Below are 16,689 nucleotides of genomic sequence, written 5' to 3' on the forward strand. Positions count from 1 at the left end.
GTCCTCAACGCAGTTTCAAAGTAGCGAGGCCGATCAACACCAGAATGACGGTGATGATCCAGAAACGAACGATGACCCGTGGTTCGGGCCAACCCTTCAACTCGAAATGGTGGTGAATCGGGGCCATGCGGAACACCCGCTTGCCGGTCAGCTTGAAGCTGGCGACCTGGATGATCACCGACAGGGTTTCCATCACGAACACGCCGCCCATGATGAACAGCACGATTTCCTGACGCACGATCACGGCGATGGTGCCCAGGGCTGCGCCCAGCGCCAGTGCGCCGACATCGCCCATGAAGACCTGGGCCGGATACGTGTTGAACCAGAGAAAGCCCAGCCCTGCACCGATCAACGCCCCACAGAACACGATCAGCTCGCCCGACCCCGGCACATAGGGAATGAGCAGGTATTCAGCGAACTTCACGTTGCCCGACAGGTAGCAGAAGATCCCCAGTGCACCACCGACCATGACAGTTGGCATGATCGCCAGGCCATCGAGCCCATCGGTCAGGTTGACAGCGTTGCTGGAGCCGACGATGACGAAGTAGGTCAGGACCACGAAGCCGATCCCCAGGGGAATGGTCACGTCCTTGAGAAACGGCACGATCAGCGTGGTTTCAACGCTGGTGGGCGCGGTTTTATAGAGAAATATCGCCGCGCACAGACCGAACACCGACTGCCAGAAATACTTCCAGCGGCTCGGCAAGCCGCGGGAATTCTTCTCGATCACCTTGCGGTAGTCATCGACCCAGCCGATGGCGCCAAACAGCAGGGTGACGATCAGCACGACCCAGACATAGCGGTTGCTCAGATCAGCCCAGAGCAAGGTGCTGATGCCGATGGCCGAGAGAATGAGCGCACCGCCCATGGTCGGCGTGCCGGACTTGGACAGGTGCGATTGCGGGCCGTCATTACGCACGGCCTGACCGATCTGGCGGATCTGCAGAGTACGAATCATCCAGGGCCCGAGGCACAGGGACAGCGACAGCGCGGTCAGTACCCCGAGAATCCCACGCAGGGACAGGTACTGAAAGACCGCAAAGCCTTTGTGGAACTGTTGCAGATACTCAGCCAACAGCAGCAGCATTAATGTTTCTCCCCGCTGGAACCACACAGTGCCGCTACGACGTTTTCCATCGCAGCGCTGCGCGAACCCTTGATCAAGATAGTGGTGTTGCCGGTGGCCTGACCGCGTACGGCCTCGATCAACTCGGCTTGAGAAGCGAAGTGGTGGCCATTGTGGCCATAAGCGTCTACGGCATGCGCCATCTGGGTGCCCACCGCGTACAAGGCGTCGACCTTGCCGCAGGCGTATTCACCGACCTGTCGGTGACCTTCCTCGGCCCATTGCCCCAATTCGCCGATATCCCCGAGCACCAGGACGGTGCGGCCGGAAAAGCCGGCGAGTATATCAATGGCCGCGCACATGGAGGTGGGATTTGCGTTGTACGTGTCATCGATTACACGGGCACCGGTCGGCGCGAGTTGCGCAACCGTCCGACCCTTGACCGGCTGTACGGCATTCAAGCCGATGACGGTGTGCGCCAGGTCCATGCCCATGGCGAACGCCGCCGCCGCCGCCGCCAGCGCATTGCTGACGTTGTGCGTGCCCAGCAGGTTCAGCTGTACCGCAGCGTGGCCTTGCGCGCTGTGCAGCACGAACGAAGGACAGCCCCGCGCATCGAGGCCGATGTCACTGGCATGGACGTCGGCGTGCGGGTTGCTCAGGGCAAAGCTGATGACCCGATGCGAACCTGCGCGGGCGTGCCAGATGGGATAGGCCTTGTCGTCCAGGTTGAGGATGGCAGTACCGCCCTCGCCCAGGCCTTCGAGAATTTCGCCCTTGGCTTCGACGATCTTTTCCGGGCCGCCGAATTCGCCCACATGCGCGGTGCCAGCGTTGTTCAGGATCACCACCTGAGGCCGCGTGAGCCCTACGGTGTAGCGAATCTCGCCGAGCCGGGACGCGCCCAGCTCGATGACCGCGGCGCTGTGTTGCGGTGCGATTTCGAGCAGCGTCAGGGGCGCACCGAGATCGTTGTTGAGATTGCCACGGGTAGCCAGTACGTCACCGCGTGTGCGCAGGATGCTGGCCAGCATCTCCTTCACCGTGGTCTTGCCACTGGAGCCCGTGATGGCGGCCACCGGCTGGGTAAATGCAGCCCGGTTCAGCGCGCCCAGCTGACCCAGGGCCTGACGGCAGTCGGCAACGAGCAGTTGCGGCAGATCGATGCCTGGCACCTCGCGCTCCACGAGTGCTGCAACAGCGCCTTTGGCCTGCACATCGGCCAGGTAATCGTGGCCATCGAAGCGCGGTCCGCTGAGGGCGATGAACAGCTGACCCGGAACGACCGAACGGCTGTCGATGCTGACGCCGTCAAAGCGCGCATCGGCGCCCAGCAGGGACGCCTGCAGCGGTTCGATCAACTGGCTGAGGCTCATGGCTTCAAGCATGCGGCGCCTCCCATCCGGCCAAGGCCTTCTCGGCTTCGATCAAGTCGGAGAAATCATGGCGCTCGCCCGCGATTTCCTGGTAATCCTCATGGCCCTTGCCCGCCAGCACCACTACATCATCGATACCGGCCGAGGCGATCAGATGTGCGATGGCGGCGCCGCGACCGGCAATGAACTCGACACCCTCACGGGTAAAGCCCGCACGGATGTCATCGAAAATACGCAAAGGTGGTTCGCTACGCGGGTTGTCATCGGTGACCACCACGCGGTCGGCCAGATGCTCGGCCACCTGGGCCATGAGCGGGCGCTTGCCACTGTCTCGGTCGCCGCCGCAGCCGAACAGGCACAGCAGCTTGCCATGGGCGTGCGGGCGCAGCGCAGCCAGCACTTTGTCCAGCGCATCCGGGGTGTGCGCGTAGTCGACCACCACCAGCGGTTTGTCGCCGCCGCCCAGACGCTGCATGCGACCGACCGGGCCATGCAGGTGCGGGATCACTTTGAGAATCTCGTCCAGCGCATAGTCCATGGCCAGCAGACTGGCCACCGCAGCCAGCATGTTGCTGAGGTTGAAACGGCCCAGCAGCTGGCTACGCAGCGTGCGCTCGCCCTGCGCCGTCACCAGTGTTGCACGCACGCCCTCGTCGCCGAAGGTCGCTTCGCGGCAGTACAGCGAAGCGTCGGCATTTTCCAGGCTGTAGCTGATCAGGCGTGTTTCGCTGAAGTCGCTGCCGGGACGGTGGACGAAATCGGCGGCCAGGCGGCGGCCGAATGCGTCGTCCAGGTTCACCACCTGGCAACGCAGGCCAGGCCACGCGAACAGCTTGGCCTTGGCGGCCTCATAGGCCTGCATGTTGCCGTGGTAGTCGAGGTGGTCACGGGACAGGTTGGTCATGACGGCGATGTCGAACGCCAGTGCAGCCACACGCCCCTGATCGAGTGCGTGCGACGACACTTCCATGGCCACCGCTCGGGCGCCGGCCTTTTTCAGGTCGTAGAGCGTGGCCTGCACGGCAATCGGATCCGGCGTGGTCAGGCGTCCGCTCTGCAGGTCTGCGTAGAAGCCGGTGCCCAGGGTGCCGATCAGGCCACAACGCTGGCCGAGCAGATCAAGGGCCTGGGCGAGCAGCTGGGTCACGCTGGTCTTGCCATTGGTGCCGGTCACACCGACCAGTGTCAGTTGACGGCTGGGCTCGCCATAGAAGCGCCCCGCGATGTCGGACAACTGGCCGATCAGCCCCTTGACCGGAATCAGCGGCACATCGGTGAGCGGCAGCACCACAGTGCCCTGGTCTTCGTAAGCGACGGCAGCGGCGCCCTGCTTCAGCGCGTCGGCGATGTGCGCACGCCCATCGAGCTTGGCGCCAGGTACCGCAAGGAACAGGTCGCCTGGGCGCACCTGCCGGCTGTCGAGTGTCAGCTCGCGGATCAGCGGATCGCGGCTGGCGTGGGCGAAAAGCTTGGTCAATGGCATCGTCATCATCCACGCCCTCCTTTAGCGGGTACTGAACTGGCCTGTTGCGGGTCGCTTGGCGGGGGCAGGTTGTCAGGTGGCACGTTCATCAGGCGCAACGTACCGGACATGACCTTGCTGAACACCGGCGCCGATACCAGGCCGCCGAAATAGCCCGCTTTGCTCGGCTCGTCGATGACCACCACGATGGCGTAGCGCGGGTCGCTCATCGGCCCGAAACCGGCGAACAGCGAGCGGTAGGCGTTCTCGGTGTAGCCCTTGGAGCCTACGGTCGCCTTGCGCGCAGTGCCTGACTTGCCTGCCACGTGGTAGAACGGCACCTGCGCGCGGTACACGCCGCGTGGCGCTTCGATGACCTGCTGGAGCATGCCCTGGACCGTTTCGGCGATGTCTTTGGGCAAGACCTGGGCAGACTCCGGTTCCTTGTCCAGTTTCAGAATCGACAGCGGTACCAGTTTGCCGTCGTTGGCCAGCGCCGCGTAGGCATGCACCAGTTGCAGGGCCGTGACCGACACGCCATAGCCGTAGGACAGCGTGGCGGTCTCGGCCTTGCGCCACTCGCGGTGGTTGGGCAGGTTGCCGACCCGCTCACCTGGGAAACCCAGGCCGGTGTACTGGCCCAGGCCGAGCTGGGCCATGACGCGGTAGATCGCTTCGCCACCAATGTCGAAGGCGATCTTGCTCATGCCGACGTTACTGGAGTTGATCAGGATGCCGGTCAGGTCGAGGATCGGCCCTTCGCTTTTGGACACGTCCTTGATGGTGTAACGACCGATCTGCAGGCTGCCGGGATACACCTCGACCTTGTCGGTCGGCTTCCAGCGCCCGCTTTGCAGCGCCGCGCTCATCGACAGCGGCTTGACCGTCGAGCCTGGCTCGAACACGTCGATGATCGCCCGGTTGCGCATGGCGGCGGGGAACATGCTGCGGCGGTTGTTCGGGTTGTAGGTAGGCTGGTTGACCATGGCCAGCACTTCGCCGGTCTTGACGTCCATGATCACCAGGCTGCCGGCCTTGGCTTCCTGTTCGGCGATGGCGTTGCGCAATTCCCGGGTTGCCAGGTACTGCAGGCGCAGGTCGATCGACAAGGCCAGGGTTTTCCCGGCCTTGGCATTCTTGGTGACCTGAACGTCCTTGATCAGCCGGCCACGCCGGTCCTTGATCACCTGGCGCTTGCCCGGCACCCCGGCCAGCCATTCGTCATAGGCCAGCTCGACGCCTTCGCGACCGTGGTCGTCGAGGTCCGTGAAGCCGACCATGTGTGCGGTGACATCACCTGCGGGGTAGAAGCGGCGGAACTCTTCCAGGCCGTAGACGCCCGGCACCTTCAGGTCGAGTACCTGCTGGCCCTGCTCGGGCGTGAGGCCACGTACCAGATAGATGAATTCCTTGCTGGCCTGCTGAGTCAGGCGTTCGGTCAGTTGCTGCGGGTTCTGCCCCAGCACTGCCGCCAGTTGCGGCCAGCGGTCCTTGTAGGCCTGCAGTTCCTTGGGGTTTGCCCACAGGGTAGTGACAGGGGTACTGACGGCCAGCGGCTCACCGTTGCGGTCGGTGATCAGACCTCGGTGAGCCGGAATCGGAATGTGCCGCAGGCTACGGGCATCGCCCTGACCTTTGAGGAAGTCGCGATCGACCACCTGCAGGTCGATGATGCGCCAGCAGATGGCACCCACCATCAGGGCCAGCAAGGCGATGACCACGCGGAACCGCCAGGGATAGAGCGCACCTTCGAGTTTCATCATGGCGCGATCATCCGGACTTCGTCGGCGGCGGGCACACGCATTTTCAGCTGCTCGCTGGCCAGGTTCTCGATACGGCTGTGGGCGGTCCAGGTGCTCTGCTCGAGGATCAGACGGCCCCACTCGGCTTGCGCCTTGTCACGGTCGCTCAGCTCCCCGTACAGGGTATTGAGCAACTGACGGTTCCAGTGCGCGCTGTAGGCCACGGCAATGGCCGAGACGAGCACACCGATGAACAACAGGAGCATCAGAAAGCTTCCGCCGGGCAGCGGTTTGGCAAAGAGCTTGCTCACCGCAACTTCTCCGCAACGCGCATCACGGCGCTGCGCGAACGCGGGTTGGCCTTGAGCTCGGCCTCGGAGGCGAATTGCGCTTTACCAATCAGGCGCACACGCGGATCGAAGGCTGTGTACTGCACGGGCAGATTGCGCGGCAAGTGGTCGGCCTCGCCCTTGGCGAGCTTGCGCATGAACAGCTTGACGATGCGGTCCTCCAGCGAGTGGAAGCTGATGACCACGAGGCGCCCGCCGATCTCCAGCGAATCGAAGGCGGCTTGCAGGCCTGCTTCGAGATCGCCCAGCTCGTTGTTGACGTGGATGCGCAAACCCTGGAATGCCCGCGTGGCCGGGTTCTTGCCTTTTTCCCAGGCAGGGTTGGCGACCTTCAGCACTTCGGCAAGGTCTGCGGTGCGCGTGAACGGCTGCTCTTCGCGGCGCTGCACCACGGCCCTGGCCATGCGGCGGGCGAAGCGCTCTTCACCGTATTCCTTGAAAACGCGGGCGATTTCTTCTTCGCTGGCACTGGCGATGAACTCGGCGGCACTGAAGCCCTGCCCGGGATTCATGCGCATGTCCAGGGGGCCATCATTGAGGAAACTGAATCCGCGCTCGGGGTCGTCGAGCTGTGGCGACGAGACACCCAGGTCGAGCAACACCCCGGCCACCTTGCCTGCGAGGCCCTGGCTGGCGATCTCGTCGGCCATTTCGGCGAAGCTGCGCTGCACAATGACGAAGCGGCCATCTTCGGCCGCCAGCGTTTGTCCCGTGGCAATGGCCAACGGGTCTTTGTCGAAGCCCAGCAGCCGCCCCTGCGGCCCCAGCCTGCTCAGCACCAGACGGCTGTGCCCACCCCGACCGAACGTGCCATCGACGTAGCAACCCTCGTCGCGCAGGCCCAGTGCCTCGACGGCTTCGTCGAGTAGCACGGTGATGTGGTTGAAGCCGCTTTCTATAGTCACAGGATCAGGTCACGCAAATCGTCGGGCATGGCGCCCGGTTGTTGAATAGCTGCAAGATCGGCTGCCGAAACGTCGTTCCAGGCTTGCTCATCCCACAACTGGAATTTGTTCAGTTGCCCTACCAGCATCGTTTTCTTGTCGAGCCGGGCGTACTCACGCAGGCGGGGTGGCACCAGAAAGCGCCCGCTTCCATCCAGCTCCAGATCGACCGCATTGCCGATCAGCAAACGTTGCAGGCGACGGTTTTCTTCACGCAACGATGGCAATGCCCGCAACTTGGCTTCTATCTGCTCCCACTCATCGAGCGGGTAGACACACAGGCAAGGGTCTGCAGCGTCGATGGTGATGATCAATTGCCCGTTACAACGCGAATCCAACTCGTCACGGTACCGACTCGGCATGGCGAGCCTGCCCTTGGCATCGAGGCTGACGGCATTGGCTCCGCGAAACACGGTGGCGATCCCTCTGGTTTTTGGCTAGATGATGGCAAAAAACCCACTTTCTCCCACTTTTCGCCACTTGCGCACACTATAGGAATCCGTCCGCTGCACCGTCAAGGCACGTTCATACGGAAAACCCTTAGAGCAAGGCGATTTAGCGCACAAAAAGAAGAGGGAAGAACAACCTGGGGAACTCTAGAATCGTAAAAGCGCGGCAAACTCAACGACCTACGGCCCCGAGTTAAAGTGATTTATGAGGAGTAAGATCTTTTCGGCATTACCAGATGGGATCTGCTATCGATTGAGAGCAGGAAAAGAAGGTGGAGAGTCGGTCTGTAAGCCGGGTTCTGTCGAGGACAGTCATTCCTCTACGATGGCCATCACTGGACACCTTTAGCAACCTACCCGGTTCCAACGCGGGCCGCGCCATATGGAACCCTATTTGGTCTTGCTCCGAGTGGGGTTTACCTAGCCACGAACTGTTGCCAGACGTGCGGTGCGCTCTTACCGCACCTTTTCACCCTTACCGGTACCGAAGTACGTAGGCGGTTATTTTCTGTGGCACTTTCCGTAGGCTCACGCCTCCCAGGGGTTACCTGGCACTCTGCCCTATGGAGCCCGGACTTTCCTCCCCCCTCTTTTGCGGAACAAAAGAAGGCAGCGACTGTCCAACCGACTCTCCGCCGACAAGGTTACCGGCAGCGTGCACTCATAACAAGTAACATCTTCACCGATGGTACTGTGCCACTACTTGTCTTTTTGCAATTCCAATGCGAATTGATACAACACGTTCTTGCGCACGCCGGTGATTTCGGCAGCCAGCGCTGCGGCTCTTTTCAATGGCATTTCTGCCAGCAACAGGCCAAGCACCCGCTGCGCCTCGCCATTGACCTGTTCTCCGTCCTCCGGCGCCGTCCACCCACCGATCAGCACCACACACTCACCGCGCTGCTGATTGCTGTCCGCTGCCACGAACTCGCGCAACGCGCCGAGCGGCAGGCTCTGAATGGTTTCGAAGGTCTTGCTGATCTCGCGCGCCAATACCGCTGGCCGGTCGTCGCCGAATATCGCCTGCATGTCTTCGAGGCACTCGAGAATACGGTGCGGCGCTTCATAGAAGATCAGCGTGCGCGGCTCTTCCTTGACCTGCTCGAGCCGTGCGCGTCGCCCAACGGCCTTGGCAGGCAGAAAGCCTTCGAAAATGAAGCGATCCGATGGCAGACCAGCAGCCGACAAGCCCGCAATCAGCGCACAGGCTCCCGGCACCGGCACCACTGCGATGCCTGCCGCGCGCACCTGGCGCACCAGGTGATAACCCGGATCGGAGATCAGTGGCGTCCCAGCATCGGAAACCAGCGCAACGTCATCGCCCGCCAGCAGTTTTTCGAGAAACCGCCCACCCTCGCTGCGCTCGTTGTGCTCGTGGCACGCAGCCAGCGGCGTGCTGATGCCGAAGTGCTGCATCAGACGAATGGAGTGGCGGGTATCTTCGGCCGCAATCAGTGCCACATCGGCCAGCACCTTCAAGGCGCGCGCACTGATGTCGTCGAGATTGCCGATAGGCGTGGCGACCACATAGAGCGTGCCCGTCCTCGATTTCGTAGCCCCTGCCGCGTCTGTCACTGAATCCACCTGCTGATCTGAAACAAAGCGGCCATTGTAACGCGAGCCCGCGCAACGTCACGCAACGAAGTTGGAACCCATCGGGCTGCACACGACCTATATTGCAGCGTGTACGTCAGCGACATCGCACCCCGGCCTGCGCTTGGGTACAATTGCCACTCACCTCGACCAAGAAAACAGGACCCTTCCATGATCGCTTGCCTGCGGCTGTTCTCAGCCCTCTGCCTTGCTGCCTTGCTAGCAGCTTGCGCCAGCTCGCCCTCATCCAGCCTGGGCGAACTGCCGCGCACGCCGGATGCCAGCATCGAGCAGTTGCTCGAAAAGGCTGCCGCCAGCAAGTCTGCCGAGGATGCTGCACTGCTGCGCCTGAGCGCCGCAGACCTCGCCTATCAGCAGAAGGACTACCCTCGCGCCGCATCCATCCTCGAGCAAGTGCCCGTGGAGTCGCTCAAGCCGGCGCAACAGATCTTCGCCAGCACCCTGGCGGCGGAGCTGGCCATGAGCCGCAACCAGCCCAAGGCGGCGATCAAGGCCCTCAAGCACCCGAGCCTGCAACACCTGGGTGAATTGCCTGAAGCGCAACAGGTGCGCACCTACACGGTATACGCCACAGCCCTCGAGGCTGATGGCCAGACCCTCGCCGCCGTCGAGCAACGGGTCCTGCTCGCACCGCTGCTGAGCGGCCAGGCCGCAGACGCCAACCGCGACGCGATCTGGAATCTGGTAGCGTCCTTGCCGGTGGAGCAGCTGCAGCCCACGGCCAATGCGACCGTATCGGGCTGGACCAGCCTTGCCCTGGCAGTCAAGACGGCCGGCACGCTGGAACAGCAGCAGACCGCGATCGACACCTGGCGCAAGCAGCATGCTGATCATCCCGCTGCCGTCCAGCTGCCTGGCCCCCTGCTCAAGCTCAAGGCGCTGGCCAGCCAGCCGCTGACCAAGATCGCCCTTCTGCTGCCCCAGGAAGGCCCGCTGGGGGGGGTGGCCAAAGCCCTGCGCGATGGTTTCATGGCCGCCCACTTCCAGGCCCAGCAGTCAGGCAAGCAAGCGCCTGAGGTGCAGGTGTTCGACAGCTCCCGCATGACCTCGCTCGACGACTTCTACCGCCAGGCTCAGGCCGCTGGTGCGCAACTGGTCGTCGGCCCGCTGGAAAAAGCGCTGGTCAAGCAGATGGCAGGCTATCCACAGCTGCCCATCACCACCTTGGCCCTGAACTATGCCGACGCCGGCCAGAAAGCCCCTGCGCAACTGTTCCAGTTCGGCCTGGCCGCCGAGGACGAAGCCCGCGAGGTGTCGCGCCGCGCACATGCCGACGGCCTGACCCGCGCCGTCGCCCTGGTACCCAGTGGCGAGTGGGGCGACCGTGTACTGGCAGCTTTCCGCCAGGACTGGGAAGGCAGCGGCGGCACCTTGATGGCTGCCCAGCGCATCGCACAGCCTGTCGAGCTGGCCAAGCAGATCGCAGACCTCCTGCAATTGCGCCAGAGCGAAGGTCGTGCGCAGAGCCTGCAGAAGGCCGTTGGTGGTGATGTCGCCGCACAGCCCTCGCGCCGCCAGGACATCGACTTCATCTTCCTTGCCGCCACGCCGCAACAGGCGCAGCAGATCAAGCCGACCCTGAACTTCCAGTACGCAGGCGACATTCCGGTCTACGCCACCTCCAACCTCTACAGCGCCAGCGGTGACGTGAACCAGTACAACGACCTCACCGGCGTTCGTTTCTGCGAAACGCCGTGGCTGCTCGACACCAGCAACCCGCTGCGTCAGCAAGTGGTGCAGCAGTGGCCGCAAGCCGGCGGCAGCCTGGGCCGGCTGTACGCCATGGGTGTGGATGCCTACACCCTGGCGCCGCGCCTTGGTCAACTGAAGGCCCTGCCTGACAACCGCATCGACGGCTTGTCCGGTAGCCTCAGCGTCAACAGCAACCAGCGCATCGAGCGTCAATTGCCGTGGGCCGAGTTCGCCGGTGGTCAGGTCAAGCGCCTGCCAGACACGCCTCGCTAATGCCTACGGCATCGCCAGCCCGCGCTGGCCAGGCTGCTGAAAACCAAGCCCTCCGGCACCTTCAAGGGCAAGGTCTGCAACTGGTCACGCGTAACTGGCGATGCCGAGGTGGTGAGCTTGATCTGGTCATGCTCGACGCCGATACAGTAGTATTCGTCGAAGTCCGCTACAGACTGCACGCCGGTTACGGCGGTGCTCTGGCCAGCATCGATGCACGCAAGCAACGCAAGCTGACACTCGCCGCCAGTCTGTTTCTGCAATCCGAACCCCGCTGGGCTGATCGACCCTGCCGCTTCGACGTCGTCGCGCTGCAGGGCAGTGGTCATGCCGGTCAGCCACTTCAGTGGCTGAAAAACGCCTTCGACTGCTGAACCTGATCCGATTATCTAGGCTCTATGTTTCGCGGGCTGGTCCTGGTTGCGCCCCGCACTGGCTACCGCCCCTTTTAAGGTCTCACCCGATGGACATGCAATCCCGTATCTGCCGCCTCTTTCAGGCCAGCATCGACACCAAGCAACAGGCCATGGATGTCCTGGCGCCGCACATCGAACATGCCAGCCTGGTCATGGTCAATGCGCTGCTCAATGAGGGCAAGATGCTTGCCTGTGGCAATGGCGGTTCGGCAGGCGACGCCCAGCACTTCTCGTCCGAGCTGCTCAACCGCTTCGAGCGCGAGCGCCCGAGCCTGCCTGCCATTGCTCTGACCACTGACAGCTCCACCATCACGTCGATTGCCAACGACTACAGCTACAACGAAATCTTTTCCAAGCAGATCCGCGCCCTGGGGCAACCCGGTGACGTACTGCTGGCCATCTCCACCAGCGGCAACTCGGCCAACGTGATCCAGGCCATCCAGGCCGCACATGACCGGGAAATGATTGTCGTAGCCTTGACCGGTCGCGATGGCGGCGGCATGGCGTCATTGCTGCTGCCGGAGGATGTGGAAATTCGCGTGCCCTCCACCGTCACCGCACGCATCCAGGAAGTTCACCTGCTGGCGATCCACTGCCTGTGCGACCTGATCGACAGCCAACTGTTCGGGAGTGAAGAATGATGTCCAAGCGTTTAGGCCTGATGGCCCTCACCCTGTGCCTGGGCCTCTCAGGTTGCAGCTCCATCGTGTCATCGTCACGCAATTCGCCGATCGACGACGATCGCGGCACACGCACCATTGGCAGCAAGATCGACGACTCGCTGATCGAAACCAAGGCTTCGGTCAATATTGGCAAGGCCAGCCCCGATCTCGACAAGGGCTCGCACATCGTCGTCAGCAGCTACAACGGCATTGTGCTGCTGGCCGGGCAAACGCCACGCGCCGAGCTCAAGGCGCTGGCCGAGCAAACCGCCAGCCAGGTGCAGCGGGTCAAGCGTGTGCATAACGAACTGCAGGTCATGTCGCCGTCCTCGATCCTGGCGCGCAACAACGACGCCTGGCTTACCACCAAGATCAAGACGCAGATGCTGGCTGATGTAAACGTACCCAGCTCGCGCATCAAGGTGATTACCGAAAACGGCATCGTCTACCTCTTGGGCCTGGTGACCAACGGCGAGGCCGCATCGGCGACCAACGTCGTGCAGAGCGTTTCCGGCGTACAGAAGATCGTCAAGCTGTTCGAGTACATCGACTGACCCCGTGCGTTGCACCACATGCAAAAAAAAGGCGATCCCTGCGGATCGCCTTTTTGCTTACTTGACCACCTTCAGACTGGGTCGCCCAGTCGGCCGTGGCGGTTGCCCACCACCACCGGGCGAGTCATCGTCATCCGACCCGAAGCCTTCGTCATCCAGCAACGGATCATCGCCTTCTTCCATGGACGGTTCCAGCTCGAAGACCATGCCCTGGCCGTTTTCACGGGCATAGATTCCCAGAATGGCGCCCGTTGGCACATGCAGGCTGTGCGGGACGCCACCGAAGCGTCCGTCGAAGCTGACCGCCTGGTTGTCCATGTGCAGGTTGCGCACGGCACTGGGCGAAACATTGAGGACGATCTGGCCATCACTGGCGAAACCCTCCGGGACCTGAACCGCCGGGTATTCGGCGTTGACCAGCATGTGGGGCGTGCAATCGTTGTCGACGATCCACTCGTACAGTGCTCTAACCAGATAGGGGCGACTGGAGTTCATCACCGGCTCCTTAGACTTTGCGCATTTCGCGTTCGACGGGTGACAGGCTCGCCTGAAAGGACGGACGAGCAAACTGCCGCTCCATGTAATCCAGCAGCGGCTTGGCTTGCCGCGGTAATTCGATGCCCATCATCGGCAAACGCCAGAGGATAGGCAGTAGACAACAATCAACCAGGCTTTGCTCCTCGCTCATGAAGCAAGAGAACTCACCGAACAGCGCGGAGACGCCTGTGAGGCTCTCGCGCAGCGCCTTTCGCGCTTCGGCGCTGGTGGCCGGCGTGCTGCGCGGATCCAGCACGGTATCGGCCAGCGTGCACCAGTCACGCTGGATGCGATGCATCAATAACCGACTGTTACCGCGCGCCACCGGATACACCGGCATCAACGGCGGATGCGGGTAGCGCTCATCGAGGTACTCAATTACCACGCTCGGCTCGTACAGCGCCAGATCACGATCTACCAGGGTCGGGACCGTGCCGTAGGGATTCACCTCGACCAGCTTGGCCGGTGGATGCGCAGCATCGACATCGATGACCTGTACGGTGACACCCTTCTCGGCAAGCACCAGGCGCACGCGATGAGAGTAAGGGTCAGCGGGGTCGGAATAGCAGGCCAACCTGTTGGTTACGCCCATGAAATGACTCCTCGCATATCAATGCGTATAAAACCGTAAACGCAAACGCGCCCCGAGGCGGCACTGGACATGATCCAGGCGACCTCGGGGCGCGTTCAATTCCCCGCTATGACTGCGTGATCAGTGCACGTCCTTCCAGTATTCGCGTTTGAGCAAATAGGCAAATACGAAGAAGAAAGCCAGGTACAGCAACACATAGGTGCCAATGCGCTGGCTCTCCAGCTTGACCGGGTTGGCCGAATAAGCCAGGAAGGTCACCAGATTCTTGACCTTCTCGTCGAACTGCTCGGCCGTAAGGGTACCGGAATTCGGCTCCACGGTCAGCTGATCACAGGCTTCATGGGTCAATGGGCTCCCCGTCAATGGGTCGAACTGTTTCTTGCCATCGACCTCGGTCTGCACCTGCTTGCAACCAATCACCTGGTTACCTTGCAGGCCGACCAGCACGTTGGGCATGCCCACGTTGGGGAACACTTTGTTGTTCACGCCGTAGGGTCGCGATGGATCAGCGTAGAAACTGCGCAGGTAGCTGTATAGCCAGTCCTCGCCACGAACCCGAGCGACCAGGGTCAGGTCAGGCGGCGCGGCGCCAAACCAGGTCTTGGCATCCTGGGCCTGCATGCCGATCTTCATGTGGTCGCCAATTTTCGCACCGGTGAAGACCAGATTCTGCAGCATGACATCGTGGGGAATATCCAGGTCATCGGCCACGCGCTCATAACGCTGGAACTTGGCGCTGTGGCAGCCCATGCAATAGTTGGTGAATGTACGCGCACCATCTTGCAGAGCGGCCTTGTCGGTCAGGTCGATATCGACCTTGTCCAGCGCAACGCCATGCTCGGCAGCCCAGGTCAACATCGGCATCAGTGCCAGCAGCAGTACAGCAATCAGCTTATTCATCAGCCAGTCACCCTTTCCGGAACCGGTTTGGTCTTTTCAAGCCGGGTATAAAACGGCATCAGCAGGAAGTAGGCGAAATACAGCACGGTACAGACCTGCGAGAGCAGCGTTCTGCCTGGTGTTGGCGCCAGTACACCGAGCACGCCCAGAATCACGAAGGACACGCAGAACACCAGCAGGAACACTTTGCTCAGCCAGCCCTTGTAACGCATTGAACGTACCGGGCTGCGATCCAGCCAGGGCAGCACGAAGAGCACGGCGATCGCTGCCCCCATGGCGATGACGCCCATCAGCTTGTCGGGCACCGCGCGCAAGATCGCGTAGAACGGTGTGAAGTACCAGACCGGCGCAATGTGCTCAGGCGTCTTGAAGGCGTTGGCCTGCTCGAAGTTGGGTTTTTCCAGGAAGTAGCCGCCCATTTCGGGGAAGAAGAACACCACCGAGCAGAACACGAACAGGAATACCACCACGCCGACGATGTCCTTGACGGTGTAGTAGGGATGGAACGGAATGCCGTCGAGGGGAATGCCGTTTTCGTCCTTGTGCTTCTTGATGTCGATACCGTCGGGGTTGTTCGAGCCCACTTCATGCAGTGCCAGGATATGCAGCACCACCAGACCCAGAATCACGATCGGCAGTGCAACCACATGCAGCGCGAAGAAGCGGTTCAGGGTAATGCCGGAGATCAGGTAGTCACCGCGAATCCACTGGGTCAGGTCATCGCCGATCACCGGAATCGCCCCGAACAGCGAGATGATCACCTGCGCACCCCAGTAGGACATCTGACCCCACGGCAACAGGTAGCCCATGAAGGCTTCGGCCATCAGCGCCAGGTAGATGAGCATGCCGAACAGCCAGACCAGCTCGCGGGGCTTCTGGTAAGACCCGTAGAGCAGGCCGCGGAACATGTGCAGGTAGACCACGATGAAGAACGCCGACGCGCCGGTGGCGTGCAGATAACGCAGAATCCAGCCGTATTCCACATCGCGCATGATGTACTCCACCGACGCGAACGCTTCTTCGGCCGATGGGGTGAAACTCATGGTCAGCCACACCCCGGTAACGATCTGGTTGACCAGCACCAGCAAGGCCAGCGAGCCGAAGAAGTACAGGAAGTTGAAGTTCTTGGGCGCGTAGTACTTGCTCAGGTGATCTTCGAACATCTTGGTCGCAGGGAAGCGCGCATCGATCCATGCCATGAACTTGCTCATCATGCGTTCTCCTGATCGACGCCGATGACGATGATGTCGTCCGACTCGTAAACATGCGGTGGCACGGGCAGATTGAGCGGCGCAGGTTGTGACTTGTATACGCGCCCGGCCATGTCGTAATGCGAGCCGTGGCAGGGGCAGAAGTAACCGCCGACCCACTTGGGCCCCAGGTCCACCGGTGCCACCTCGGGACGAAACGTCGGCGAGCAGCCCAGGTGAGTGCACAGGCCGACCAGCACGAGAATTTCAGGCTTGATCGAGCGGACTAGCGGATCGACATAGGCGGGCTGAACTGACGCTTTGGACTCCGGATCAGACAGGTCACCGACAACTTTTTTCAGGTTGCCGAGAATCTCCTCGGTTCGGCGCACGATGAATACCGGCTGCCCGCGCCACTCAGCGACCATCTGCTGGCCAGGCTCGACCTTGGCGATATTGACCTTTACCGGCGCGCCTGCGGCCTTGGCCTTGGCACTGGGGAACCATGACCCCACGAACGGTACTGCAGCGCCCACTGCCCCCGCTGCACCCACCACTGATGTGGCAGCTACAAGGAAGCGGCGCCGCCCTGCGTTGACGCCGTCATTACTCATTCAGTCCTCTCCCCATCAGCGTTCATGACCTGTTGCGACAGGCCTCTATTTAGATAATGTCTGTGGCACCAAATTTTGGCCGCCATGGTAAGAAACAAATCCACACAGTGACAAGGTGATTAGCCGCCTGGCCGCGGCAACCCTCGCATTGCTTGATCTGCGTCTATAAGGAGATGAACCGTGGACCTGTCGAGCGGTAAATAACAGGATCGAGTAGGAGGCGGATTCACATCCGCCGTCCTCTCACACCACCGTGCGT

At 61.8% G+C, this 16,689-nt stretch carries 17 protein-coding genes and 1 other RNA gene; 4 read left to right on the plus strand and 14 right to left on the minus strand.

Translation table 11 applies throughout. The annotated features are described in order from the left end of the window. Nucleotides 1–4 precede the first annotated feature (4 nt). From mraY to rsmI, 9 genes are all read right to left on the minus strand, one after another. Nucleotides 5–1,087 carry a phospho-N-acetylmuramoyl-pentapeptide-transferase gene (gene mraY / locus RT028_RS04965; RefSeq protein ID WP_312933073.1) on the minus strand — a complete coding sequence of 361 codons (1,083 nt, stop codon included), beginning with the start codon at nt 1,085–1,087 and terminating at the stop codon, nt 5–7. Next, complete coding sequence (murF, locus tag RT028_RS04970; RefSeq protein WP_312933078.1) at nt 1,087–2,454, minus strand: UDP-N-acetylmuramoyl-tripeptide--D-alanyl-D-alanine ligase; 1,368 nt, start codon at nt 2,452–2,454, stop codon at nt 1,087–1,089. Before murF ends, mraY begins: the two co-directional genes overlap by 1 nt. Continuing rightward, the gene (locus RT028_RS04975) at nt 2,447–3,934 is read right to left on the minus strand and encodes a UDP-N-acetylmuramoyl-L-alanyl-D-glutamate--2,6-diaminopimelate ligase (protein ID WP_312933080.1); all 1,488 of its coding nucleotides are present in this window, start codon (nt 3,932–3,934) and stop codon (nt 2,447–2,449) included. The genes murF and RT028_RS04975 overlap by 8 nt, the downstream gene beginning before the upstream one ends. Beyond that, entirely contained in the window at nt 3,931–5,664 is a 1,734-nt protein-coding gene (locus RT028_RS04980) for a penicillin-binding protein 2 (RefSeq protein WP_312933106.1), read from the minus strand. Before RT028_RS04980 ends, RT028_RS04975 begins: the two co-directional genes overlap by 4 nt. Further along, on the minus strand, nt 5,664–5,957 hold the full coding sequence (ftsL, locus tag RT028_RS04985) for a cell division protein FtsL (RefSeq protein WP_312933082.1): 294 nt from the start codon (nt 5,955–5,957) through the stop codon (nt 5,664–5,666). Before ftsL ends, RT028_RS04980 begins: the two co-directional genes overlap by 1 nt. Continuing rightward, nucleotides 5,954–6,901, minus strand: a complete 948-nt coding sequence (gene rsmH, locus RT028_RS04990) for a 16S rRNA (cytosine(1402)-N(4))-methyltransferase RsmH (protein ID WP_409567167.1) — start codon at nt 6,899–6,901, stop codon at nt 5,954–5,956. The genes ftsL and rsmH overlap by 4 nt, the downstream gene beginning before the upstream one ends. Further along, on the minus strand, nt 6,898–7,353 hold the full coding sequence (gene mraZ, locus RT028_RS04995) for a division/cell wall cluster transcriptional repressor MraZ (RefSeq protein ID WP_312933084.1): 456 nt from the start codon (nt 7,351–7,353) through the stop codon (nt 6,898–6,900). The genes rsmH and mraZ overlap by 4 nt, the downstream gene beginning before the upstream one ends. Nucleotides 7,354–7,661: 308 nt before the next feature. Further along, an RNA gene (gene rnpB / locus RT028_RS05000) (RNase P RNA component class A) lies at nt 7,662–8,021 on the minus strand. A 67-nt stretch (nt 8,022–8,088) separates the two neighbouring features. Beyond that, complete coding sequence (gene rsmI, locus RT028_RS05005) at nt 8,089–8,964, minus strand: 16S rRNA (cytidine(1402)-2'-O)-methyltransferase (protein WP_312933086.1); 876 nt, start codon at nt 8,962–8,964, stop codon at nt 8,089–8,091. Nucleotides 8,965–9,153: 189 nt separating this feature from the next. On the opposite strand from rsmI, the gene RT028_RS05010 reads away from it, so the two are divergent. The 4 genes from RT028_RS05010 (at nt 9,154) to RT028_RS05025 (ending at nt 12,597) form a co-directional block, all read left to right on the plus strand. After that, entirely contained in the window at nt 9,154–10,968 is a 1,815-nt protein-coding gene (locus RT028_RS05010; RefSeq protein ID WP_312933088.1) for a penicillin-binding protein activator, read from the plus strand. After that, nucleotides 10,968–11,339 (plus strand): YraN family protein, encoded by a 372-nt coding sequence (locus tag RT028_RS05015; protein ID WP_312933090.1) that lies wholly within the window; start codon nt 10,968–10,970, stop codon nt 11,337–11,339. Before RT028_RS05010 ends, RT028_RS05015 begins: the two co-directional genes overlap by 1 nt. Before the next feature lie 89 nt (nt 11,340–11,428). Further along, nucleotides 11,429–12,022, plus strand: a complete 594-nt coding sequence (locus RT028_RS05020; RefSeq protein ID WP_312933092.1) for a phosphoheptose isomerase — start codon at nt 11,429–11,431, stop codon at nt 12,020–12,022. Further along, a complete protein-coding gene (locus RT028_RS05025; protein WP_312933094.1) occupies nt 12,019–12,597 on the plus strand; it encodes a BON domain-containing protein in 579 nt (192 codons plus the stop codon). The genes RT028_RS05020 and RT028_RS05025 overlap by 4 nt, the downstream gene beginning before the upstream one ends. 57 nt (nt 12,598–12,654) lie before the next feature. On the opposite strand, the gene RT028_RS05030 is transcribed toward RT028_RS05025, so the two are convergent. The 5 genes from RT028_RS05030 to petA form a co-directional block, all read right to left on the minus strand. After that, the gene (locus tag RT028_RS05030; protein WP_312933096.1) at nt 12,655–13,092 is read right to left on the minus strand and encodes a ClpXP protease specificity-enhancing factor; all 438 of its coding nucleotides are present in this window, start codon (nt 13,090–13,092) and stop codon (nt 12,655–12,657) included. Nucleotides 13,093–13,102: 10 nt separating this feature from the next. Next, nucleotides 13,103–13,726 carry a glutathione S-transferase N-terminal domain-containing protein gene (locus RT028_RS05035; RefSeq protein WP_312933098.1) on the minus strand — a complete coding sequence of 208 codons (624 nt, stop codon included), beginning with the start codon at nt 13,724–13,726 and terminating at the stop codon, nt 13,103–13,105. A gap of 120 nt (nt 13,727–13,846) precedes the next feature. After that, nucleotides 13,847–14,626, minus strand: coding sequence for a cytochrome c1 (locus RT028_RS05040; RefSeq protein WP_312933100.1), 780 nt, complete (start codon nt 14,624–14,626; stop codon nt 13,847–13,849). After that, nucleotides 14,626–15,837 (minus strand): cytochrome bc complex cytochrome b subunit, encoded by a 1,212-nt coding sequence (locus RT028_RS05045; RefSeq protein ID WP_312933102.1) that lies wholly within the window; start codon nt 15,835–15,837, stop codon nt 14,626–14,628. The genes RT028_RS05040 and RT028_RS05045 overlap by 1 nt, the downstream gene beginning before the upstream one ends. Then, the gene (gene petA / locus RT028_RS05050; RefSeq protein WP_312933104.1) at nt 15,837–16,430 is read right to left on the minus strand and encodes a ubiquinol-cytochrome c reductase iron-sulfur subunit; all 594 of its coding nucleotides are present in this window, start codon (nt 16,428–16,430) and stop codon (nt 15,837–15,839) included. Before petA ends, RT028_RS05045 begins: the two co-directional genes overlap by 1 nt. Between the last annotated feature and the right edge of the window lie 259 nt (nt 16,431–16,689).

The sequence above is a fragment of the Pseudomonas sp. genome, from assembly GCF_032058845.1.
Lineage (GTDB): Bacteria > Pseudomonadota > Gammaproteobacteria > Pseudomonadales > Pseudomonadaceae > Aquipseudomonas.